At 57.2% G+C, this 22,407-nt stretch carries 19 protein-coding genes; 14 read left to right on the forward strand and 5 right to left on the reverse strand.

Translation table 11 applies throughout. The features are described from left to right. Window positions 1-474 precede the first annotated feature (474 nt). Entirely contained in the window at window positions 475-1,194 is a 720-nt protein-coding gene (locus AC2FLJ_RS22095; RefSeq protein ID WP_282170906.1) for an NYN domain-containing protein, read from the reverse strand. A gap of 499 nt (window positions 1,195-1,693) precedes the next feature. Here AC2FLJ_RS22095 and AC2FLJ_RS22100 point away from each other — a divergent pair, with 499 nt between their 5' ends. From AC2FLJ_RS22100 to AC2FLJ_RS22155, 12 genes are all read left to right on the forward strand, one after another. Then, on the forward strand, window positions 1,694-2,470 hold the full coding sequence (locus AC2FLJ_RS22100; RefSeq protein WP_170352659.1) for a helix-turn-helix transcriptional regulator: 777 nt from the start codon (window positions 1,694-1,696) through the stop codon (window positions 2,468-2,470). A gap of 114 nt (window positions 2,471-2,584) precedes the next feature. Further along, window positions 2,585-3,646, forward strand: a complete 1,062-nt coding sequence (locus tag AC2FLJ_RS22105) for an ABC transporter ATP-binding protein (RefSeq protein ID WP_171238371.1) — start codon at window positions 2,585-2,587, stop codon at window positions 3,644-3,646. Further along, window positions 3,646-4,602 (forward strand): ABC transporter permease, encoded by a 957-nt coding sequence (locus AC2FLJ_RS22110; RefSeq protein WP_171238372.1) that lies wholly within the window; start codon window positions 3,646-3,648, stop codon window positions 4,600-4,602. Before AC2FLJ_RS22105 ends, AC2FLJ_RS22110 begins: the two co-directional genes overlap by 1 nt. Beyond that, window positions 4,595-5,425, forward strand: coding sequence for an ABC transporter permease (locus AC2FLJ_RS22115; protein ID WP_425595924.1), 831 nt, complete (start codon window positions 4,595-4,597; stop codon window positions 5,423-5,425). The genes AC2FLJ_RS22110 and AC2FLJ_RS22115 overlap by 8 nt, the downstream gene beginning before the upstream one ends. Before the next feature lie 50 nt (window positions 5,426-5,475). After that, window positions 5,476-6,507, forward strand: coding sequence for an extracellular solute-binding protein (locus AC2FLJ_RS22120; RefSeq protein ID WP_171238374.1), 1,032 nt, complete (start codon window positions 5,476-5,478; stop codon window positions 6,505-6,507). Between the two features lie 108 nt (window positions 6,508-6,615). Continuing rightward, window positions 6,616-7,836 carry a serine hydrolase domain-containing protein gene (locus tag AC2FLJ_RS22125; RefSeq protein WP_171238375.1) on the forward strand — a complete coding sequence of 407 codons (1,221 nt, stop codon included), beginning with the start codon at window positions 6,616-6,618 and terminating at the stop codon, window positions 7,834-7,836. 31 nt (window positions 7,837-7,867) lie between these two features. After that, window positions 7,868-9,547, forward strand: a complete 1,680-nt coding sequence (locus tag AC2FLJ_RS22130; protein WP_281995932.1) for an amidohydrolase — start codon at window positions 7,868-7,870, stop codon at window positions 9,545-9,547. A 262-nt stretch (window positions 9,548-9,809) separates the two neighbouring features. Next, a complete protein-coding gene (locus AC2FLJ_RS22135; protein ID WP_496707693.1) occupies window positions 9,810-10,442 on the forward strand; it encodes a tyrosine-type recombinase/integrase in 633 nt (210 codons plus the stop codon). Window positions 10,443-10,809: 367 nt separating this feature from the next. Next, window positions 10,810-13,197, forward strand: a complete 2,388-nt coding sequence (locus tag AC2FLJ_RS22140; protein ID WP_481668632.1) for a zinc-dependent metalloprotease — start codon at window positions 10,810-10,812, stop codon at window positions 13,195-13,197. A gap of 130 nt (window positions 13,198-13,327) precedes the next feature. After that, window positions 13,328-13,618 (forward strand): hypothetical protein, encoded by a 291-nt coding sequence (locus AC2FLJ_RS22145; RefSeq protein WP_481668633.1) that lies wholly within the window; start codon window positions 13,328-13,330, stop codon window positions 13,616-13,618. Beyond that, a complete protein-coding gene (locus AC2FLJ_RS22150) occupies window positions 13,615-13,848 on the forward strand; it encodes a hypothetical protein (RefSeq protein WP_481668634.1) in 234 nt (77 codons plus the stop codon). The genes AC2FLJ_RS22145 and AC2FLJ_RS22150 overlap by 4 nt, the downstream gene beginning before the upstream one ends. Before the next feature lie 27 nt (window positions 13,849-13,875). Next, a complete protein-coding gene (locus tag AC2FLJ_RS22155) occupies window positions 13,876-14,961 on the forward strand; it encodes a hypothetical protein (RefSeq protein WP_093965092.1) in 1,086 nt (361 codons plus the stop codon). Window positions 14,962-15,825: 864 nt separating this feature from the next. Here the strand turns inward: AC2FLJ_RS22155 and AC2FLJ_RS22160 are convergent. The 4 genes from AC2FLJ_RS22160 to AC2FLJ_RS22175 are packed head-to-tail and all read right to left on the reverse strand — an operon-like array spanning window position 15,826 to window position 19,729. Next, window positions 15,826-16,428, reverse strand: coding sequence for an amino acid synthesis family protein (locus AC2FLJ_RS22160; protein WP_058272677.1), 603 nt, complete (start codon window positions 16,426-16,428; stop codon window positions 15,826-15,828). A 13-nt stretch (window positions 16,429-16,441) separates the two neighbouring features. Further along, the gene (locus AC2FLJ_RS22165; protein ID WP_282119694.1) at window positions 16,442-18,541 is read right to left on the reverse strand and encodes a CoA transferase; all 2,100 of its coding nucleotides are present in this window, start codon (window positions 18,539-18,541) and stop codon (window positions 16,442-16,444) included. Then, a complete protein-coding gene (locus AC2FLJ_RS22170; RefSeq protein WP_496707697.1) occupies window positions 18,538-19,338 on the reverse strand; it encodes an alpha/beta fold hydrolase in 801 nt (266 codons plus the stop codon). Before AC2FLJ_RS22170 ends, AC2FLJ_RS22165 begins: the two co-directional genes overlap by 4 nt. After that, window positions 19,331-19,729 (reverse strand): RidA family protein, encoded by a 399-nt coding sequence (locus AC2FLJ_RS22175; RefSeq protein WP_282119696.1) that lies wholly within the window; start codon window positions 19,727-19,729, stop codon window positions 19,331-19,333. Before AC2FLJ_RS22175 ends, AC2FLJ_RS22170 begins: the two co-directional genes overlap by 8 nt. A 142-nt stretch (window positions 19,730-19,871) precedes the next feature. Here AC2FLJ_RS22175 and AC2FLJ_RS22180 point away from each other — a divergent pair, with 142 nt between their 5' ends. Together AC2FLJ_RS22180 and AC2FLJ_RS22185 are read left to right on the forward strand one after the other, a co-directional pair. Next, window positions 19,872-21,353, forward strand: coding sequence for an aldehyde dehydrogenase (locus tag AC2FLJ_RS22180; RefSeq protein WP_282119697.1), 1,482 nt, complete (start codon window positions 19,872-19,874; stop codon window positions 21,351-21,353). Window positions 21,354-21,364: 11 nt separating this feature from the next. Then, the gene (locus AC2FLJ_RS22185; RefSeq protein WP_282119698.1) at window positions 21,365-22,405 is read left to right on the forward strand and encodes an LLM class flavin-dependent oxidoreductase; all 1,041 of its coding nucleotides are present in this window, start codon (window positions 21,365-21,367) and stop codon (window positions 22,403-22,405) included. Window positions 22,406-22,407: the final 2 nt, after the last annotated feature.

A 22,407-nucleotide genomic window follows, 5' to 3' on the forward strand; every position in this document is an offset into this window, starting at 1 on the left:
GCTCCTGTCAAGTTCTAGTGCGCGCTACCAGAAATGCACTCGACCTGACAGGTAGGGACAAAGTTTGCGACAGAACCAGGCAGCGCGTTCCATCTGGGCGATGCTCACAAAGAAACAGGAATATAGGCAGCCGGCGTTCTAACCGCGCTGACTGCATCCGAGATGCAAGACGTTGAAATGATGATGCGGAATTAAGTCAACCAAGAGCAAGGGCACTCCGAGAATGGCTGCGGCCCTCTTCAGAGGCCGATAACCCGATTGGAACCTCGCTCGCGGAATTCATCAGGGCCAGTGGAGGCAATGCCAAAACATAGACAGGCCGGACAGACGACAGTACTGACGAAAAGACCGCGAATATCACCAGAAAACACTTGCAATGCAGGAGCCACCCACAGAGGTCATTGGGGTCGCCTGTGAGCAAAGACAGGTGAGCGGGACAAAACGGTCAGTCAGGTTGAAGGTAAGTGAATATTCTCAGGACTTTGCCCTTGGCTGGACGTAACGAACGAAGAGGCTGTTGCCCTGTCTCTTCGTTTCGAAGCCTTTGATCGCAGCTACAAGATCGCTCAGTTTTCCCTTTCCGTAGGTCCGAGCATCAAAATCTGGACGTGCAGCGACTACTGACTGGCCAAGTTGCCCAAGATGAAACCACTCATCATCTTGTTGGATACGAGCCATAGCATCCAAGAGTAACTTTGCAGCTTTTTGGGGCTGCTCCTTTGCAGAAGCCAGTTTCTTGGCTTCGCCTTCGTCTGCTACAAGGTTTTCAATAAAAATGAACCGGTTGCACACGTTCCGAAGTGGCTCCGGAGTTTTTTTCTCTCCGATGCCAATCACCATTAAGCCATCCTCTCTGAGACGATTGGCTAAACTGGTGAAATCACTGTCGGAAGAAACCAAGACAAACCCGTCGAACCGACCTCCATGTAGGATGTCCATCGCATCTATCACAAGACCAATATCGGATGCGTTCTTACCCGACGTATTGGCGGTCTGCTGGTGTGCAACAAGACCCAGCGATAGGATTACCTCGGACCAACCTTTCAGCCGACTACTGGTCCAATCGCCATAAACTCGTCTAAGCGCGGGTTCGCCTATTGAAGCGACCTCCTTGAGAATTGCTTCCGCAAATTTGGCTGGTACGTTGTCGGCATCAATCAGCGTCGCCAATAACGGTTGAGCACGTTCGGTCATCTGGTTGGCACCATGTTTTGTCTACTCTTGTCTTAACTTGTCGCTACTTATCGAACTGCCGACACGAAAACCAGAACACTCACAAAAACAGAGACCTGGAGTTTACTTAGCGGTCAGCGATAGGCTCAGAGCAGCCGTTCGCTGCGTTCCGTCTGAATGACCGCTGAGCGGACAAAGCTGCCATCCATCGCCATTGATGCAATGTCCGCTTCCATTCGAAACACTCAGCTATTCCTTGGATCAGAGTTCCTTTGCACAGACACGAAGTTACCCAGATTTGGCAAATCATCAGGTTCAAGTGCTGAAGCGATACAAGTGACAACTCAAAGTTACCTGGCCTCTTTGATCTTAGAAGACTTGTGCTGGAGCAGATTGCGGAATTGATCCAGCGAGCCGATGCGGAAAAGCTTTTCGAGGCAGATTTCAGTGTGAAAAGGTTGCCAAGTTAATTCCGACTGTCCACATTGGCTTGGAAACGCCCTATCGCTAGGTGGGATACTTGGGTAAGTCCGCACAACCAACGTACTCGGAAGACGTAGCTGGGGCTATTCGGGCCGTAGGGACGTCCAACTTTATGCCAGAGTTGTTGAACCTCATGCGCGGAGCAGCTTCGTTCAAGGGCGCGTTTGTCAGCCTTCTGAACCCAGGAAAAGCGCCCGAACATGTCTATGACAATGTACGTGCAGAACGCCGCTCGGTCGTTGTGGACCGATGGCTTGATCGCGCTTGGTTGCTGGACCCATTTGTTGTTCGTTTCATCGGTGAACGCCACGAACCGGTGATGGTGCTGAGAGACGTGGCGCCAGACAGGTTTGCCAACTCCGACTACTTTCGCATCTACTACAAGACCCTGTTTCTAAGAGATGAGATGGGGGTTTTCGTGACAATTGCCAACGGCACCTTGTTTCTTTCCCTCGGTCCCTCGGAGGGAAGAACCCGGTTCTCCCGGCGGGATGTCGAAAGGCTAACGGATCTACATCCAATAATATCGGCGCTTTGCGAGCAGCACTTTCATCGCACCCCCTCATCAGGCCAGTTCGAAGATAGCGAGGTCGATTTCGATGGGGTGATCGACAAGGTTTGCAAGGGTTTGACACAGCGGGAGATCGAGGTGGTGCAATCCCTTTTGCGCGGGCACTCGACGCGGTCGATAGCACTTTTGCTGGACGTTTCCCCTTCGACGATCAAAGTGCATCGCAAGAACATCTACCGAAAGCTGGGAATTTCTTCTCAATCTGCCCTGTTTTCGATGTTCCTGCATTCGACCAACGACTAGGCCTACCCCTTTGGGGGTACAAGTCACCCCGCCCTTTGGAGGTATTCACAGGTTCGGTCTCATGGCTCTAAGCTGATTCTGCATACCAACAAGTGCAGGTGTCTGGATCAGACCATGATCGACGTAAAGAATGTGACAAAACGCTTTGGCGAAGGCCAAGCGGCCGTAACGGCTCTGGGAGACGTGTCGCTGACCATTCCCGAAGGAAGCTTTTTCACGCTTTTGGGCCCGTCGGGTTGTGGCAAGACGACGCTTTTGCGATTGATCGCCGGGTTCGAGCTTCCGACCGAAGGCGAGATTGCACTGGATGGCGAGTCGATCGGCCATTTGGCTCCAAACAATCGCCCCGTGAATACAGTGTTCCAGAACTATGCGCTGTTTCCCCACATGAGCGTGGCCCGCAACGTTGGGTTTGGCCTTGAGATGCTGAAGAGGCCCAAGGCCGAAATCGACAGCACCATCAACGAGATGCTGGACCTGGTCCAGCTCGGAGAGTTTGCAACGCGTCGTGTAGATCAGTTGTCAGGCGGGCAGCAGCAACGCGTGGCTTTGGCGCGCGCGCTGGCGCCGCGTCCCAAGGTTCTTCTTCTTGATGAGCCACTTTCTGCGCTGGACCTGAAACTTCGAAAAGGGATGCAGAGCGAGTTGAAGCGGCTGCAGCATGAGACAGGCATTACCTTTGTCTTTGTCACCCATGACCAAGGTGAAGCGCTGGCAATGTCGGACCAGATCGCAGTGATGTCGGCAGGTGCGATACGCCAAGTTGGCACACCGGAAGAGATCTACACAGCTCCACAAAGCAGGTTCGTCGCGGACTTTATTGGCGACACCAATATCGTGCATGCGACGTTGCTTGGCTTTGACGGGGATGCGGCAAAAATCCAATTTGGCGAGGGTTCACCACTCACGGTTCATACAGCCAGCACCTCGCTCACACCCGGCCCCGTGCATGTGGCTCTACGCCCTGAAACCATCCGCGTGGTTGATGAGAGTGCAGAGACGGCGCTCTTGCGAGGTGAGGTCGTAGACAGCATCTATTTCGGGGCCGGGTCACAGATGCTCGTGCTGTTGGAAGATGGCGTCAGCGTTCATGTCCAGGTTTCCACCCCACGCCCCGTCGGATCGCGGGTTGGCCTCGAATGTGACACCTCCATGCTGCACGTGCTGGAAGACTGATGAGTGCCGCTGCACATATCTCGCGCACCGACGCCGAAACGAGATTGCGCGCGGCCCAAGAAGAACGCGCGCGTCAAAGGCGCAGAACGCGGCTCTTCCTGCTGACCCCAGCACTCGGGATCATTGGCATCTTTGGTCTGTTCCCGCTCTCGATTGCCCTGGTTTACTCGTTTCTTGAGCCCGGAACATACGGCGGCGTTGAATGGGTGTTCTCCTACGACGCCTACGTGCAGTTCCTTTTCGAGAGGGACATCTTTGATGATACGCTGAGCTTCAACAGCGCCTATCTGCAAATCTTCGGGCGCTCCTTTGGTCTCGCCATCACCACCATGATTGGCACCCTGATCCTCGGGTTTCCCGTGGCCTACTTCATTGCGGCCCGCCCTCCGGAGCAACGCAATTTCTGGCTCTTCGCCATCACGCTACCGTTCTGGACCAACCTCTTGATCCGTACCTACTCGATGCTTTTGATCGTACGGGACGAGGGCTTTGTGAACCTGATGCTGATGAAGATCGGCCTGATCAGCGAACCGCTTGAGATGTTGTACACCGACGGCGCGGTACTTGCCGGGCTGGTCTACAGCTACCTGCCATTCATGATCCTCCCGATCTATGCCTCGCTCGAGAAGTTCGATTTTTCGCTGCTTGAGGCCGGACATGACCTCTATGCGACGCGTACGCAGGTTTTCCGCCACATCATCATCCCGATTACCCGCCCGGGCATCGTCGCAGGCTGCGTGCTGGTGCTGATCCCGGCGCTCGGGGCCTACATCACGCCGGAACTGTTGGGCGGTGGCAAGAAACTGATGATCGGCAACCTGATCGCCTTGCAATTCGGGTCGGGGCGCAATTGGCCCTTTGGGGCCGCGGCAGCGCTGATCCTGATGGCAGTTGTGTTGATCGCGCTCCTTGTCAGCCTGCGGGCAGGTGCTTCGAAGGAGGGTGGACATGGATAAACTGCTGTCGATATTCCGCCCGTCGACCGGGTCTCGCGAGTTGCGCAGGCAACCCCTGTTTACTGGCATGTCCTGGCTGGTTCTGTTGTTCCTCTACGCACCAATTGCCGTACTGGTCGTGTTCTCTTTCAACGACAACCGCTCTGTTGTGCGGTGGACCGAGTTCAGCTTGCGCTGGTACGCGGCAGCCTTGGAAAACGACGACATCCGGCGTTCGGCGATGATCTCTATTCAGGTTGCGCTCACGGCGACCGTGTTTTCCACCATCATTGCCACAATGGCAGCATTGGCAACAACGCGCGGGGGCGTCTATCGCGGTCGCTCTGCGGCCATCGCGCTCATAAACCAACCCCTGATGATCCCCGAGATTGTCACGGCGATTGCCACGCTGGCCTTCTTTTCGATCCTGCGCCAGCTCACGGGGGTAACCGGGATCGGCTGGCTGATCCTCGCCCACACGGTTTTCTGCGTGCCCTTTGCTTACATGCCGATACGCGCACGTTTGTCAGATATGTCCGTGACCTATGAAGCCGCCGCTGCGGATTTGTACGCAACACCCTGGCAAACATTCCGCCATGTGACGCTGCCGGTCCTGATGCCCGGAGTCATGGCGGGCGCCATGCTAGCCTTTGTCGTATCGCTGGATGACGTGATCATCACGCTTCTGGTGGCCGGCCCGGGCGAGACCACTTTGCCTATCTACATCCTCGGCCAGATCCGTCGTGGCGTGACGCCAGAGGTCAACGCCGTCTCGACAATCCTGATCGGGCTGACCGTGGCCATGGTCACGCTCACCTTCTTTCTGCAACGCAAACGAAAATAACAAGAAGCCCGCGTCGGTGCGGGACGCTAACCACTCAACGGAGGACTAAAATGAAACACTCACTACTCAAAGCCGCCGCTGTCTCAGCCCTCGCGCTTAGCGCAGCCTCGGCCCACGCCGAAGGCAAACTGAACATCTACAACTGGGGCAACTACACCAACCCCGAGATGATCGAGAAATTCGAAGCCCAATATGGCGTCGAAGTCACGCTGGATGGCTATGACAGCAATGAAACCATGTTGGCCAAGGTCAAGGAAGGCAACACCGGCTATGACGTCGTTGTGCCCGGCGACTACATGATTGCGATCATGGTTGGCGAAGGCCTGCTGGCCGAGATCAACGCGTCCGAAATGGAGAACTTCAAGAACATGGATCCGAACTGGGTCGATGTCTACTGGGATCCGGGTCGCAAGTATTCAGTTCCCTACCAGTGGGGCACCACCAGCTTTACAGTCGACAGCGCAGTCTACAGCGGCGACATCAACACGCTTGGTCTGATCTTTGATACTCCCGAAGAACTCAAAGGTCGCATCAACATGCTCAATGACATGAACGATGTGATCAACGCCGGTCTGCGTTACCTCGGATACCCGCGTTGCAACTCGAACCCCGATCAGATGAAAGAGCTGATGGCGCTTCTCGCCAAGGCCAAGGGCGACTGGCGCACGATGGATTATGCGGTGATCGAGAAGCTGACATCGAAAGACGTAGACCTGTCGCAAAGCTGGAATGGCGCTGCCATGCGCGCTCGGGCGGATCGCCCCTCGCTGCAATACGCCTATCCAAAAGAGGGTTTCACTGGCTGGATGGACAATGTTGCCGTTCTTGCCGATGCACCCAACATGGAAAACGCAAAGCTCTTTGTGAACTTCATGATGGACCCGGAGAACGCCGCGATGACCTCGAACTTCGCGCGCTATGCCAACGGTATCAAAGGGTCGGAGGCCTTTATGGACCCCGAGATGCTCAGCGCGCCTGAGATCGTCATGCCCGCCGATGCACCGGTTCCGGACTTTGTGAAGCCCTGCGATCAGGATGTCGTTGACCTTTACAACAAGGTTTGGACCCGCCTGAAGCAATAAGGCTTGAAGTCTCCTGAATGACGGCCCGCCGTTGGCCGGGCCGTCACTTTCCGAAGTTTCTTACTCTGACTGCGACCCCTTTTTGGTCGCCCTGCGGGAGCGTGGAAAATGCACGACAGCAAATCCGGCACCAGGCCCAAGACGGCGCGTGAGATCGGCATCATGCAGGGCTTCCCGCCCCCGCCTGAGAAGCGTCCTTCGCTCGAGAACTGGGACCTTGCTCCGTTCAATCGCTGGACTTTCCAGAACATGCGAAGCCTGTTTCCTACGGTAGATGTGCGTCCAGGACCGGAGACCCGAGAATTGAAACAGGCCCACCGCGACCTGTTGGAAATCGAATTTCAAACTTTTGACGACCGCCCCCTTTCCGTCGCGGCCTGGCTCTCTGAAAGCTACACAGATGGTTTCCTGGTGCTGAAGGGTGACCAGATACTTACCGAGATTTACGCCAACGATTTCACTCCAGACGCTACGCATCTGGGCCAATCCGTCTCCAAATCCCTGATTGGATCTCTGGCCGGTGTGCTCCATGGAGAGGGCAAGCTCGACCTCACGGAACCGCTTGAAAACATCGTGCCGGAATTGGCCGCGACAGGCTATGCCGGATGCACCGTGGATCAGGCGCTTGATATGCAATCAGGGGTGCGTTTCACCGAGGATTACGGCCTTCCGGACAGCGACATGACCCGCGTCGATGTGGCGTCAGGCTGGCGCCCCGTTCGCAAGGGTGAAATCAAGCCAACCATTCGGGACGTTATTCTGACATTGCCTCAAGTCAGACCCCATGGGCAGGTGTTTTCTTACCGCTCGATCGAGACGGATGTCGTAGCCTGGGCCTTGGAACGCGTCAGCGGAGAAGACCTTGCTTCGCTCTTGTCGAGCCGTATCTGGCAAAAAATTGGCTGCGTGCATTCCGGCTTTTTCACAGTGGACGACGCCAAGACCGCGCTCGCGGACGGTGGGTTCAACGCAACGCTGCGCGATTATGCGCGGTTCGGTCGGATGATGGCCGATGGTGGCAAAGTTGGTGACCAACAAGTGGTGCCGGAAAGCTGGGTTTCGGGGATTTGTTCGGGTGCGGACCCCTCGAAACATGGTGATCCCTATGACGTGCTGTCTCCCCAAGGGGCATACCGAAGGTTCTGGTGGGTTCACGACCCCGGTCGGGGCGTGTTCATGGCGCGTGGAGTTTTTGGTCAACTGATCTTCATTGATCTGATGGCGGACGTCGTTATCGTCAAGCTGTCCAGCTGGCCCGACTATCTGATCCAGTCCTTTAGCCACGATGCCGTGCGCGCTTGCGAGGCCATCATTCGCGCGCTTGGTTAGTTCGAAACCCATCTCAGACACACGAGGCCGCATGTCGCCGACGCCTGATCTGATTATCCTCAACGGCTCTCTTCTGACCTTTGACGAGGCCACACCAAAGGCTTCGGCATTGGCCATTCGGGGCGACACAATTGTGGCTGTCGGAGACACCGACGACATTCGCGCCATGGCTGGGGCCGGAACCAAAATCATCGACGCTGCCGGTGGCACAGTTATGCCCGGCTTTATTGACAGCCACGTGCACCTTTTTGGCGGGGCGGCCGAGTTGGGAATGCTGGACCTGCGCGAAACGATGGGCGCAGATGCTCTGACCAAGGCGTTGCGAACTTTTGCGGCTGAGCACCCAGAAGAACCTTTGCTGATGGGCGTTGCGGCCGATTACGAAATTCTTGGACCAGGCGTTAAAACCACTCGGCAATATTTGGATCGCATTCTGTCTGAGCGTCCCGTTGCGCTGATGTCGGCTGACCACCACACGGTCTGGGCGAACACAATTGCCTTGGAGAAGGCAGGCATTCTTCACGGCTCAGTTGTTCCCCCCGGTTCGGAAATCGTGATGGCTGGGGACGGCACCGCACAAGGTCAGCTGAATGAAACCGGTGCTTTTGGCCCGGTTCTGCGCCTGTCGCAACTGGGAGGACGTGATCTGCTGGGCTACGTCACAGGAGCGGATCCCGAGCCACCCGCAACGCCCAAAGAACGCGCCTTTGACAAAGAGGTCATCCTACGTGGCCTGAACCACTGTGCATCCCACGGGATTACGGGGCTGCACAACATGGATGGCAACTTTTATCAACTTGAACTGCTCAGCGAACTTGAGGCCGAGGGGCGCCTTCCGATCCGTGTTCAGGTGCCCATGCATTTGAAGAACACCGACCCTCTGGATCGGTTGCAAGAGGCCGATGAAATGCGCCGCCGTTTTGCGTCCAATATGGTTTGGTCAGGGCGGGTTAAGATGTTCATGGACGGCGTGCTGGACAGCTACACGGCGCTGATGCTTGCGCCTTATCCGGGAAAACCTAAGAGCTTCGGTGATGCCGTTTTCAGTGCGGAACACTTCAACGAAGCCTGTATTCGCGCTGATGCAATGGGGTTGCAACTCAGCACGCATGCCATTGGCGACGGTGCCGTTCGGCGTACGTTGGACGGTTACGAGGCAGCGCGCAACGCCAACGGCGCCCGAGATTCCCGACACCGCATCGAACATATTGAAGTAATAGACCCCGCGGACCTGCCCCGGCTGGTTGCCCTTGACGTCGTTGCCTCTCTTCAACCCCTGCACTCACCCGCAGGAGGATTGTTTTCCCCCTATTCCGCCGGAGATATTCTGACAGCGGAGCAAATCCCTTTTGCTTTTGCATGGAACAAGATCCGTGAGAGCGGCGCCAAAGTCTGTTTCTCGACGGATTGGCCAGTCGTCCCTGTCGACACAATGATGACGGTTGCCGGGGCCGTTAACTGCACTGAGCTGCCACCTCCTTGGCTGGACAACCGTCAAAGCCTTATGGCTACGCTGTCTGCCTACACGCATGACAATGCCTGGCTAGAGTTTAACGAGGACCGAAAGGGCCGCTTGAAGCCAGGATACCTGGCCGACATCGCCATCCTCGAACAGGATCTGTTTTCAATTGATAAAAACCAGTTGGCCCATGCGCGCATTGCGCTGACAATTTGCGGGGGAAGAATCTCTTTTGGAGATCTCCAAAGCTGATTCCGCCAGAGAGGCCATGAAAAGATTGTGTCAAAGTTTCGATGCTCCTCCTTTTCATCGTCGGTTGTCAGCCTTGGGCACCGCAATGCCGACATTGGCACACGGTGCAGCGTTCCGTATTTTGGGCTCAAACCTGCCCAATGCATCCGCGGCGTTTCCCAAAGAACACGCAACCTGACAACGGCCATTCAAGCCACCAGTAAACTGAGGCGTCAGCGCTGTGCTGATGTCTGGGATTGGCGGGAGGATTGGAGAGCAAACTATGTCAAGAGTCCAACTTCCCGCTGTTACCCCGAAACGAAGAGCCTGGAACAAGGGCCGGATCATCGGCCAGAAACGACCACTGTTGCCGAAACAGGTCTGGGCGATCCGCGCGCGGCTCGAACTGGCGGGCAACCTGCGCGATCTAGCACTGTTCAACGTGGCAATAGATAGCAAGCTTCGCGGATGCGACTTGGTGAAACTGGCCGTCACCGACCTAGTGAGGGATGATCGCGTCCGCGAAAGGGTGTCCGTGATCCAGAGCAAAACCAAGCGGCCCGTTCAGTTTGAACTCTCTGAAAACACGCGGGATACCATTGCCGCATGGATCAAGTCACCGGAGATGCTCGGCTGCCGTTTCATGTTTCCCAGCAGGTTTCATGACCGCCCGCATATCTCAACGCGCCAATATGGCCGGCTTGTGAGGGGTTGGGTGGCCGCGATTGGGCTAGAACCCAGTGGATACGGCACCCATTCGCTGCGCCGGACCAAAGCAGCTGAGATTTACCGCAAAACCGGAAATCTAGGAGCGGTTCAACTTCTGCTCGGTCACACCAAGGTAGACAGCACAGTACGGTACCTTGGTGTCGAACTCGAAGATGCGCTGAGCATTGCCGAGCAAATCGACATTTGATCCACGTTGGCGGGCGGCTCTTGCCGTTCGCCAATCCTGAGCGGACCTGCGTTCGCGGCGCAGCGGTGGGTCGGATCGAGCCCATACTTCCCCGATGCTGCATGCCGCACCAGAGGCGGCCATGCCGACCGTGCGGATTTTCGCCGTGAGCACAAAGTCAATGTGGGCATGGAAGCAGAAGCGGTTAAGGTGGGCGGTTTCCGGAGCTTGGCCGCGGATACGGCCTATGGCGGCTTTGTGAATTCTCAAATTTAAACTTCAGTGTTAGCATTTTCGAATGTCGGACACTTGCAACACTACCAGACTGGAATGTCCGATCTCTGGAAACGTGAGCGCGCTTGAAAATTCGTCGACGAGGAGACCCATGATGCGCCTGGCATTCGCACTTTGCATTGCCTTTGCTGTCCCGCTGATGCCCGCAAATGCCAGGGCGCAATCGGCGAGCTTTCAGGAGCGTATAGCCGGTGCCGAGGTTCGATCTGGAGTCTTCGACCTCTACCAAAAAGACGGCGATCTGTTGCTTGCGATACCGCGCGACATGTTCGAACGCAGCCTGATCTGGTACGCCGAAGTTTCCAGATATCCCACCGACGCAGTGGCATTCGGCGGAAACGCCTTGGGGGCCCGCCTGATCCAGTTGGAACGGCGGCCCGATCGGGTCATGGTGCGGTCCCTTTCAGGGACCTCGTTCGAAAAGGTTTCGGGCGATCCCTATTACACTGGCGGGCGTGACAAGCTTCGCCCTGTGAACCTCGCTGTGGAACGCGCCAACCTTGGTCCCATCATCGTCGATTTCCCGATCCTCGCGGAAAGCAACACTGGCGCCGTACTCGTGGATTTGCAGGAGGCGTTCGGGGGCGATATTGTGGGATACTCGGTCGCCGCCCAATTGGCATCCACTGGTCTCGTTCCTGGGCCGAACGACCCCGACCGATCCTACGTTGCTGAAGCATCGGTCTATCCCGACAACCTCTTTGTCCGCTCGCAACTGACCTTCGAAGCGACCGATCAGGCCGGGCTGGCACAGCCGATTTCGGTGGAAACGGCGCATTCGATTGCCGTATTGCCGGAAACCCCGATTGAGCGTCGCCCCTATGACGACAGGGTTGGATTTTTCTTCACCGAATATCTGGTTTTTGAAAGCGCGTTCGGCGAGGTGCAATCACGCGACCGTGCCGCCCTTCGCTTCCGCCTGGAACACGCCGACCCGGATGCACCACGCCCGTCGGACCCGGTTGAACCGATCGTTTTCTATCTATCCCGTGAAATCCCTGATCGTTGGCGTCCCTACATTCGCCAGGCGGTTGAGGACTGGCAGACCGCCTTCGAGGCCGCGGGCTTCACCAATGCAATCATAGCCCGTGACGCGCCAAGCCGGGATGAAGTCCCCGGCTGGTCCCCGGAAGATGTTCGCCACAGTGTCATCCGCTGGGTTGCACAGCCGGTGCAGAACGCGATGGGGCCGAACATCCACGACCCCCGGTCCGGCGAAATTCTCTCCGCCCATATTCTGGTTTGGCCGGACGTCTTGAACCTTTTCAGCCGCTACTACTATTTGCTGATGCACCGGACCGATCCCGCCGCGGCCAAACTGCCGCTGCCGGAGGAATTGCAGGGGCGCATCCTGCGGTACGTCGTGTCACATGAGGTGGGCCATACGCTCGGGTTGCGGCACAACCACCGCGCCTCGACGGCCTGGTCGACGGCACAGCTCAGGGACCCGTTATTCACTGCGGAGAACGGCAGCACGTCCTCCATCATGGCCTATGGGCGGTTCAACTACGTGGCGGAGCCGGATGATGGCGTCACGCAACTCATTCCTATCATTGGCTCCTACGATCGGCACGCCATCCGATGGGGGTATTCCTCCGATGTCGACGCAGAGGAGCTTGATTCCATCGCGGCGGAAGCCGAGGAGCGTCCGGAACTCATTTGGGGAGCAGGCGAACGTGGCGAGGAGTATCTTGCCCAGTTCGATCACCGTGTTCAGACTGAGAACATTGGGGCAGACAGGATCTTGGCAACGCGTGCGGGGATCGCCGCGCTGCACGCGAGCCTTGCGGCGTTGCCCCTCGCAGTAGAGGACGCGCGCAATCCACAAGCCATGCTAGAGGAGATCTACGGAGACGCGCTCAATCGCTATGTCGGTATCGCTGGAAGCGTCGGCAAGCTGATCGGCGGTGTTACACAGACCTCCGGCGACGACCGACCGTTCGCCTATGTAGACCCTGAAGAGCAGAGGAGAGCCGTAGAGTTTCTTACCGGTGAAGCCATCCATGGCCTCAATGCTTTTGCAGACCCGGACTTGCTCGGACGTTTTCGGCCCATCGGAGGGTTGATTTCGGTCGAAAACGCAGCGGCGCAGATCATGGACGAAGTCATGAACCGGAAGAGCGTCAGGATGGTTTACATGCAACGTCGTCTCCTGGGCGACACAGCCATGTCGCTGCAGGAATACGTCTCGCTGGTCACCGAAACACTATTGAGCGATCTGCCGTCAAAGGAACTGGTTTCGCCAGCGCAGAACGGTGCAATAATAGCCTATATCGACATCCTGACCGACCTAACCACCGAGGATCGCAATGCCGAGGATCTTGTCGCACTGGTCGATGCCGAGTACCCGTTGGAGGTTGCCATGGTCGCAGTTGGCGGACTGAAGGGAACCTCCATCGGGGAGATAGCGAGCGCGGAACTCGACCGTGTGAACGCTATGCTGGGTAAGGGTCTTTCCGAACAAGGCGCAGAGAAGCAGTAGCGGTGCTGGCTCGTCGGTCCAGCGCAAGAATTGAAGGTCCAGAAACAACATATTCTGTTTGACGAAGTCTGATGGCGAACTAAGCTTGGGTTTAAGCTGGTTGATATGGAAATCTGTGAGGACATTTTCAATGCTAAAAACTATCGGCGCCTGCCTTGTTTTCGTGGTTGCAGCCAATGCTGCTCAAGCCTTTGACAGGCAGACAACCAACGCCCTCAAAACCTGTCACGACTACCTTTGGCAAGTTCCCGAGTTCGCGGATCTGCCCAATGCTGCGATTTCGGTGTTCCCCGCTTCGGAAAACGGCGACACCATCGTCGTGAACTGGAATGTCAACTGGGACCAGCCGACAATTCAAGCCGCAGGTAACTGCACGGTCATCGGCGGCAATGTCGAAGGGTTCGAGGATTACACCAAGTGACATCGCAAAACAGACGAGCTCTGGCACCGGCAATTGCCATCTGTCTAAGTGTGCTGGCCGCCTGCGACTCCAGCGAAGACGAGGTGCGGACGGCCGCGACTATCGGGACCTCGGCTGCGCTTGCAGCCGAAGTCGCTGAGGAAGCCAACAAAGCGACGGATTACGATGCGATCGCACAGGAAGCTGTCGCCAATGTTGATACATCCGATTTCGATGCGCTTACGAAATAATCGCGTTGTACAGGGGCCGGATGAGCTATGAAATGGTTGGCGTGGACTGGGACCTTGTCCTGTCTGGCCTTTGCGGTCGTCGTTCTGGCCGTTCCACAGGTTCGGTTCCTGTTCTTCGGGCTTCCGGAGCAACGGCTGGAAGGTAGCGTATTTTCCAAAGCCGAAACAGGATCGGCGCCTGTTGCCGAGGCGAACCGAGTTCAAGTGGAAGAGGCGTTGCGAGATGCGGGCCTGAGCGAAGAGCCAGTTCTGGGCGACATTTCTATCTCCGGTCATCTCGCCCGCCTCGATGACGGTGTGGTCACATCCGAGCAACTGATGGAGTATGCCGAGGGGCTCAGGACGCTCGCTCTTCGAACCGGTGATTTCGGCCGCCAGATTCCATCGACCTTCTGGGACGTGGATACCGACCAGTTGCGCGCAGATGGTTGGGATGCCTATCGCGTTGTCGACGCGCTTGCGTCAGAAGAGGGCGAACCATACCTTGAAGCGCTCGGCGGGGCCTACACCCGGTTTCACGCCTTCAAGCTGGCCGATATGTCAGGGGGCGGCACTGATGACACAGCGCTCGACACGGCGCTTGACCTGTTCGAGGCAGCAATCAAACTGATTGATATAGTTCCGCCGGAGCACATGCTGGAGACTTCGGAATACATTCGCGGAAGGGAGCAGGCTGCGCTCTACCTCTGGCAGCAATTGATTGTGGGGTCCTCGCGCCGCAACCCACTCACACATATCAAGCTGTTCAACCACGGATTCACCACGCGTTTCCATGTCGGAACGATCTGGCAATACGAAACCGGGATCGCACTGGACAACTCATCGATCTGGGGCGTTTCCGGCTTCGCACCCGAATTCGTTGGCCCGCCGGAGAACAACAACCAGGTCGAACATATGTCGATCAGCATGACGGTTCAGGGCATCCTGCGAGAGCCGCTTCTAGTCCTTGAGGCTTTTGAGGAGTTCGAGACTCTTTCCGGATCGGCCACCGCAGCCGAGGCAGTTGCCGACGACGCATTGAATGCTGCGATCCAGCAGGCGTTCATTCCCGGTTTCGAGGACGATCTTCCGTCTGCAATTGCTGCGCTGCGTGAGCAACTGCATGAGCGCTAATTGTTTCAATAGCCAGTAATATCTGCAGCTTGCAAAAACGGTTTATGAAACCCACCTGTGACCAGCACATCTTGCCGAACAAGGTGCCCTTTGCGGTCGTCCGCTTAGAGTTTTGACTAACGGCCGCATTGCGCCGTTCGCTGCACGCGGAGTTATGTTGCACTTGCGAAGCCGTCACAATGCGAGAAGGCTGGCAAAGCTCAGTTAGCCGTCGTCTGGCTGAGTCTGGTGAGCGGCGGGTTTGTCCGCAACCTGTAGATTGCAGCTGACAACCTCGCTGCATCCCGAGCGAATGGCCGAGCTTCACGCCGCATGGCGGCGCTGAAGATGATGCAATCGCGGCGATTATTGTGCTGCGAGCGCACGCAGCGAGAAATGGCAATGGCAGCCTTGGGCTCGGTGCGGTCTTTCGCTGCAACTTGCGTGAACGTCTACTTTGCGGACGAAGCTGCCGGATGCTGTCGCCGCAAACATCGCGCCTCCTCACCAACAAAATCACCGGAGAGTTCGCGGCACTGCAGCGCGATTTCCCGAAAGCGGACGTTCAAGTCTACCAAATCGGGGCAACTCAAAATCGGTCGTTCGCTGCGCGAGCATCGAGCGTCTGAGTTGCGGACAGACCTGCCGTTAAGTTTTTCGCTCTCAATGACCGCTTCATGTGCTTTGCACCCGCAGCGAAAAGCACGTCGGGCTAAAGTGGCCTTTCGCTGCGAGGGCGATGGGCAACTATCGAGCCACCGAAGCCGACGTTCGCCTTTTTATTCATAGCTTGGGAAATTCCCACTAGGGTAGTCCAAACCCACCTCTATAGTTTGGGCGAGGTCATTGCACGCCTTGGTTTGATCGCGTGCAGATCGCGTCTGCTCAAACACCGGCAGGGTTCTCTACGTCGCGCCCCAAGGCTGCAAGATCAGAATATCGATCTCCGATACGATGATGTGGACGTCCTCGGGTCGCGGCCCCCAATGCGACGACAAGTTCATTCACATCAGGTGCGTCATAGATGGAAAACTGAACGGTCAGATAATGCGAGCGCCGACCCGTATCATGTTTGTCCATCAACGGGATCTGGATCTGGGTGTTTGCCGGTCCGCGCGTGTTAGTGAAACCAAGATAGCTTTTGGCATCAACGGCCTCGCGGTAGAAATTGCCAAACTGCAAAGTGTGGATCAGCGCCGAAGCGTGCTCCACTTCGCAGCTGGTTCCGGCGATGCAGGCTTTTCCGTAGGCCTCTATTGCGTCGCCCGAACCTGCCAATGTAATCAGGCGATCGGTCAGCATTTTGCCCAGAACGGGAGCCATGCGCTGGATCTCTGGCTGCAGGTCTTCGACGAACCCACGCCCCGCCCAGGGGTTTTCCACTACGGCTGCCACTCCGATCATGCGCAAGACAGGGTCAGAGGCACGTCCGCCTTCGGTATGGATGTCTTCGTCAAATGTAATGACTTTGCGCAGTTCGGGTATCATGGGAATTCTCCTGTCAGATGTGATATTTGTGATTTCCGGACAGTCTGTGCACAACGCCTTCGACTTCGGTTCCCTGATATATGCCGAAGGTGCCATGCCGGTGCTCTTGCGCGTATCTGCGCAAGAGAGAACGCTCGGCATCGTCGGACACCCGCGACAGTGGCAAGATATCAAGGGAGAAAAACGTCAACCCGGTATCGGCATCGCCCTGCACGCGCGCGTGATAGACGATGCGTTGCGCACCCGTTTCCGTGACCTGATAGACAGCATAAAGTTGCGTCAATTCTGCCTTCATCAATTCATCGCCCAGAGCCTTGAGTAAGGCCTGTGTCGAGGACGCGGATGGCAGCGTCACACTTCCGTCAGCCTCTTCTTTCAGCAGCAACCCGCCTTCGTGTGCCAAAACAGCCGCGATTGTCACATCACCTTTGGTTGCTGCTTCGGTCACCGCACGGTCCAACCCAAGATCAAAGTATGCGCCCTTGTAGTACCCCAGAGGATCCCCATCGGATGTCTCGAAGTCGAGCACACAACCAATAAGGATCAGATGATCCCCTGCATCCACCAGCCTATGTTGCGCGCAGCCAAAGCTGGCAAGGGCACCATCGATAACGGGCATGTCTTGCGCATTGGGATGCCATTTGACGCTGTTGAACTTCTCTGGCGACTGCGAGGCAAAGAGGCCCGAAACCTCCTTTTGATCATCTGCCAGAATGTTGACCGTGAAATGATCACAGGTTGCGAATGTGTCGCAGGAAAGTGCAGCCTTGCCGATGCAGACCAGCAAGAGTGGTGGGTCGAGCGAGACAGAAGAGAAGGAATTTGCCGTAAAGCCACGCGGCGTGCCGTCAGACTGGCGGGTCGTGACAACCGTGACCCCCGTGGCGAAACGCCCAAAGGCGTCGCGCAGGGTGCGCTTGGTTTCCGGTGCCATGGGTGATGAGGTTGGCGTCAGGGTCTCAAGCACGTCATTGTCCGCCCCCAGAGCGGGTGGCGGGTTCAATGTCCCATGCCCGTGCGCGCCAAAGCGCAGCGGGTTGGCGGCAACCGTCCAGGGCCTCGTTTCAGCATCCGGGCCGTGCACCTGTGTGAGCATTTTACGAGCCTCGATATGGGGGTCGCGGGCAATGTCCTGAATGGTGTTTAATGGGCCAAAGGGAACCTCACCGCCCAGTGTTTTGGTCAGCTCAGCTTTGCTCAGCTTTGAGAACCAGCCTGAGACCAGGCGGTCAACCTCACCCGCGTGGGCAGCCCGTGCGCTGCGCGAGGCAAACCGGGGATCAGTACCAAGGGCAGGCTTCCCCATCAGCTCAGTCAAACGGCGCCAAAACGCATCGTCGACGATGCCAAGCGCCACGTGCCCGTCCGCTGCCGGGTACAATCCGAACGGGCTGAGAAAGGGGTGCCCGTTGCCTTCGGGCCCCGGCACCTTGTCGGTGTAATCATGAAGGTAGACCATGCGCTCGCACAAAGAGATCATGGCGTCGTACATGGCCACGTCGACGAACTGTCCTTTGCCGGTTGCTTCCGCCTCGCGCAAGGCGGCCATGATGCCAAAAGCCATCATCATGCCGGTGAAGATGTCGCCGACGCCGGGGCCGGTCTTGGTGGGGCTGTCGGCGTTCGGCCCGGTGATGGACATCAATCCGCCCATAGCTTGCGCTACCACGTCATAGGACGGCCAGTGCGCATATGGGCTTGTCCCTGTGCGCGGATCGCCAAATCCTCTGATTGCCGCATAGACGATTCTTGGGTTCAGCTCGGCGAGTGTTTCATAAGAAAGGCCCAGGCGATCCATCACGCCGGGCCGAAAGTTTTCGACAATGACATCCGCAGTGGCGGCAAGCGCGCGAAACTGGTTCTTTCCCCCATCTGATTTCAGGTCCAGTTGGATGCTCTTCTTGCCGCGGTTCAAACTGACGAAGTAACCGGCCCAGTTGTGATCGGGATCATCGTCGCGGAATGGGCCATTGCCACGGCTCGTATCGCCCGTACCCGCTTCGATCTTGATCACCTCTGCACCGTGATCCGCAAGGTGCATGGTGCAGTAAGGGCCGGATAACATGCGGCTCAGATCCAGCACGCGCAGACCTTTCAGGATTTGTGTGCTCATATGGCCATTTCCAGACCATCAAGAAAGCCGCGCAGGGGGGCGTTCACGGCGTCGGGGTTTTCGGCCAGCGCCATGTGACGGAGACCCGAAAGGATAACAGCCTTTGATTGCTCAATCTCTGCGGCTATGGCGCGGGTCATTTCGGGGCCGTTGCCATAGTCTTCGTCGCCGGTGATCACCAGTACAGGACAGCTGATGGGCGGCGTTGGGGCCACGATTTCGTCGATGCCATCCGCCAATACACGATAGATCGTGTGATAAATGCTAATGTCGTTTGCCTTTACCCAGCCGCGCACGGTGTCCATCATTGCCGGGTTGGCCTGTCGGAAATTTGCCGTAAACCAGCGTTCCAACGCGGCCTCCACAGTGGCTTGTGGTCCGTCTCGGCGGGCTTGATCGACACGTTTTAGAATAGCAGCCTGAGCCGCATCGGTGCGTTTGTGGGGTGAGTGCAGGATTGCCAGTGCGTCCGCCCTGGCCGGACGGTCCTGCGCAAACCGACGCGCGATCATGCCGCCAAGGGAAAACCCCACCAAGGTCGCTGAGCGGACATCACAGTGATCCAGTAGGGCCGCCAGTTGATCCGAAAACAGCGATAGACTCGGCCTCGCGGGCGGCGGTGTACTTTGTCCATGTCCGAAAAGGTCATAGTGCAGCACGCGGTATTGATCACTCAGCGCGGGGGTCGTCCACTGCCAACAGTCATGGTTCAGACCCAGGCCGTGGATCATCACCACGACCGGCCCAACCCCAGGCCCAGCCCAGCTGTAGGCAGTACCATCAGGCGCCTTAAGCATCGTCTAACGGGCGGTAGGCGACCACCTCGACCTCTACCCGGACATCGACCAGCAGATCGCTGACCACCGCCGACCGAGTGGGCGGTTCTATTGGAAAGTACTCCCCGTAGACCGCATTGAAACCGGGAAAGTCGCTGCGATCCCGCAACCAAACCATCGCTTTGATCACATCATCGCGGGTGCAGTCCGCCAGCGCCAGCGTGGCGGTGATGTCATCCAGCACGGCGCGGGTTTGCTCCTTTACCGTGCCGGTGGTCATAGGCGCGCCATCTTTCATGGGGATTTGCCCGGTCAGATACACAAAATCACCCGCCCGTATGGCACGCGACAGGGACAAGACCCGCCCGCCAATTTCAAGCGGGCCGCCAATCACTTGCTTTTTCTTCGCCATAAATACGGCCTCCCTTGCGGCAAGCCTGCCTTGATCCATCAAAAGCGCTTTCAGATTTTTCGACAACCTTTGTCGTAATTTCGTGCACATGTGACGCAAAAGCGGAGATGAATGAGAGGGTAACAGAGGGGGGATGCAGGCCATGGGTGAAATCACCAACTACCAAATGCTGATCGACGGACAGTGGTGTGATGCAGAGGACGGCGGCACCTTTGACAGCGTGAACCCCGCTGATGGCAACGTCTGGAGCCGTGTGCCCGAAGCGACCGAGGCTGACGTGAACCGTGCAGTTGAGGCCGCACATGCCGCATTCACAACCGGACCCTGGGCAGGCATGACGCCGACGCAACGGGGCAAGTGCCTGCGCAAGCTGGGCGATCTGCTGGCGGAACATTCAGAAGCATTGGGGCGCACGGAATCCATTGATACCGGCAAGATGCTAAAGGAGACCCGCTGGCAGGCGACGTATATCGCCGAGTTCTTTCACTTCTTTGCAGGCTGTGCCGACAAGGTCAGCGGCGAAACACTGCCCATCGACAAACCCGACATGTTCGTCTTCACGAGGCGTGAACCCCTTGGGGTGGTGGCTGCCGTGGTGCCGTGGAATTCGCAACTGTTTCTGGTGGCCGTCAAGATTGGCCCGGCGCTTGCGGCTGGCAATACCGTCGTGCTGAAAGCCTCTGAACATGCCAGTGCGGCGATGCTGGAGTTTGGTAAGCTGATTGAAGAGGCGGGCATTCCCCCCGGCGTCGTCAACATCATCACCGGCCATGGGGAGCCCTGCGGCCGTGCGCTCACAGGTCATCCGCTCGTGGCCCGTGTGTCCTTTACCGGAGGGCCAAATGCCGCGCGGCATGTGCTGGAGAACGTCAAACGAAATTTTGCCGAAGTGTCGTTGGAATTGGGGGGCAAATCCCCGTTCATCGTCTTTGACGATGCCAATATCGAAAGCGCTGTAAACGCCTCTATCGCGGGCATCTTTGGCGCCACGGGGCAAAGCTGTGTAGCTGGGTCACGGCTTTACCTGCACGAAGACATTGCCGATCAATTCCTTGAGCAGATGACCGCGCTGGCCCGCCAGATCGTGATTGGGGACCCGCTGGCGGATGAGACCCAGATGGGGCCATTGTGCACCACCGGACAGTTAGAGCATATCCAACGAGAAGTGGCGCATGCCCAAACAGAAGGCGGCAAAGTGCTGGTCGGCGGCAAGCAGCCAAAGGGGATGTCTGGCCTGTTCTATGAACCCACGATCATCGAAGTCCCTCGTCAGGATCTGCGCATTGTCGACACTGAATTGTTTGGCCCGGTTCTGTCGGTGCAGCGGTTCAAAACCGAGGAAGAGGTGCTCGCATTGGCCAATGATAGCGAACATGGGCTGGCAGCAGGTATCTTTACCCGCGACAGCGCGCGCTCCCTGCGCATGGCGGGGGCAGTGCGTGCCGGTATCGTCTGGGTGAACACCTATCGGGTGGTGTCTCCGATTGCGGAGTTCGGGGGCAACAAAGGATCGGGATATGGCCGCGAAAGCGGGTTCCAGGCGATCTACGACTATACCCGCCCAAAGACGATCTGGATGAACACGTCTGATGAACCGATGGCCAATCCGTTTGTAATGCGTTGAGGGAGAGAACAATGAAATTCCAACTTGCCGTGAACATGGAGCGGATCGACGACAATCTGGACATGCAGGATGTCGCCCGTCACACGCTGGAGATGGTGCAGATCGCCGAAGAGGGTGGGTTTGATATCGTCTGGGCCGCCGAGCACCACGCGTTGGAAATGACCATCGCGCCAAACCCTTTCCAGATCCTTACTTGGTGGGCTGCCGAAACCAGCCGCATCCGTCTGGGCACGGCCGTTGCGACGGCGGCCTATTGGCACCCGATCAACCTGGCGGGCGAAGCGGCGTTCACCGATCTGATCACCGGCGGGCGGTTGGAATTCGGCATCGGTTCGGGGGCCTATCAGCGCGAGTTTGACCGAATGAGACCGGGGCTCAAGCAATCTGATGCCTGGCGTTACATGCAGGAAATGCTGCCTGCGGTGCGTGAGCTTTGGAAGGGCGACTACGAACACAACGGGGAATACTGGCAATTCCCGACCTCGACCTCAGTGCCAAAGCCGCTTCAGAAGGAGGTGCCGGTCTGGGTCTCTGCGCGCTCACCCATCACCTATGACTACGCTATGCGGGAAAGGTGCCATGTGAACTGCTGGCCGTTCACACGTCCCTTTGCAGAGGCCGAACTCTACAAGAAACAACTGGATGAGGCGATTGAAAAGGCCGACAACGGCTGGGTGCCACGCTTCGCCTTGATGCGCCATTCATGCGTTTATGACAACGCAGCCGATGGTGAAAACGCGATGCGGGCGATCCGCCGCCTGCTGAGCCAGTTCGAAAACCTGTTTCGCAATCTGGGCGATGTGAAGGACGGCTTCCCCGCCTCCATCCCGCTGGATGAACTGGAGGGACGGGAACAATACGACCCCGTGATGTTGGAGGAGAACTTGATGTTCGGTTCTCCCGACCGGGTCATCGAAAAGCTGAAGCGCTATCAGGCGCTGGGTGTGAATGAGTACATCTATTACGCCTCCATGGGGCTCGATCACGCTTCACAACAGAAATCCCTGCGCATGTTCGTCAACGAAGTAATGCCAGAATTCAAAGAGGGATAAGC

The sequence above is a fragment of the Ruegeria sp. CDSA034 genome, assembly GCF_059612275.1.

What these genes read in the sequence shown, in the direction of transcription:
- AC2FLJ_RS22130 (WP_281995932.1), top strand. Translation starts at nt 7,868, where the DNA reads ATGTCGCCGACGCCTGATCTGATTATCCTCAACGGCTCTCTTCTGACC.
- AC2FLJ_RS22110 (WP_171238372.1), top strand. Translation starts at nt 3,646, where the DNA reads ATGAGTGCCGCTGCACATATCTCGCGCACCGACGCCGAAACGAGATTG.
- AC2FLJ_RS22140 (WP_481668632.1), top strand. Translation starts at nt 10,810, where the DNA reads ATGCGCCTGGCATTCGCACTTTGCATTGCCTTTGCTGTCCCGCTGATG.
- AC2FLJ_RS22160 (WP_058272677.1), bottom strand. Translation starts at nt 16,428, where the DNA reads ATGATACCCGAACTGCGCAAAGTCATTACATTTGACGAAGACATCCAT.
- AC2FLJ_RS22170 (WP_496707697.1), bottom strand. Translation starts at nt 19,338, where the DNA reads ATGCTTAAGGCGCCTGATGGTACTGCCTACAGCTGGGCTGGGCCTGGG.
- AC2FLJ_RS22135 (WP_496707693.1), top strand. Translation starts at nt 9,810, where the DNA reads ATGTCAAGAGTCCAACTTCCCGCTGTTACCCCGAAACGAAGAGCCTGG.
- AC2FLJ_RS22105 (WP_171238371.1), top strand. Translation starts at nt 2,585, where the DNA reads ATGATCGACGTAAAGAATGTGACAAAACGCTTTGGCGAAGGCCAAGCG.
- AC2FLJ_RS22165 (WP_282119694.1), bottom strand. Translation starts at nt 18,541, where the DNA reads ATGAGCACACAAATCCTGAAAGGTCTGCGCGTGCTGGATCTGAGCCGC.
- AC2FLJ_RS22120 (WP_171238374.1), top strand. Translation starts at nt 5,476, where the DNA reads ATGAAACACTCACTACTCAAAGCCGCCGCTGTCTCAGCCCTCGCGCTT.
- AC2FLJ_RS22095 (WP_282170906.1), bottom strand. Translation starts at nt 1,194, where the DNA reads ATGACCGAACGTGCTCAACCGTTATTGGCGACGCTGATTGATGCCGAC.
- AC2FLJ_RS22155 (WP_093965092.1), top strand. Translation starts at nt 13,876, where the DNA reads ATGAAATGGTTGGCGTGGACTGGGACCTTGTCCTGTCTGGCCTTTGCG.
- AC2FLJ_RS22115 (WP_425595924.1), top strand. Translation starts at nt 4,595, where the DNA reads ATGGATAAACTGCTGTCGATATTCCGCCCGTCGACCGGGTCTCGCGAG.
- AC2FLJ_RS22180 (WP_282119697.1), top strand. Translation starts at nt 19,872, where the DNA reads ATGGGTGAAATCACCAACTACCAAATGCTGATCGACGGACAGTGGTGT.
- AC2FLJ_RS22125 (WP_171238375.1), top strand. Translation starts at nt 6,616, where the DNA reads ATGCACGACAGCAAATCCGGCACCAGGCCCAAGACGGCGCGTGAGATC.
- AC2FLJ_RS22175 (WP_282119696.1), bottom strand. Translation starts at nt 19,729, where the DNA reads ATGGCGAAGAAAAAGCAAGTGATTGGCGGCCCGCTTGAAATTGGCGGG.
- AC2FLJ_RS22145 (WP_481668633.1), top strand. Translation starts at nt 13,328, where the DNA reads ATGCTAAAAACTATCGGCGCCTGCCTTGTTTTCGTGGTTGCAGCCAAT.
- AC2FLJ_RS22185 (WP_282119698.1), top strand. Translation starts at nt 21,365, where the DNA reads ATGAAATTCCAACTTGCCGTGAACATGGAGCGGATCGACGACAATCTG.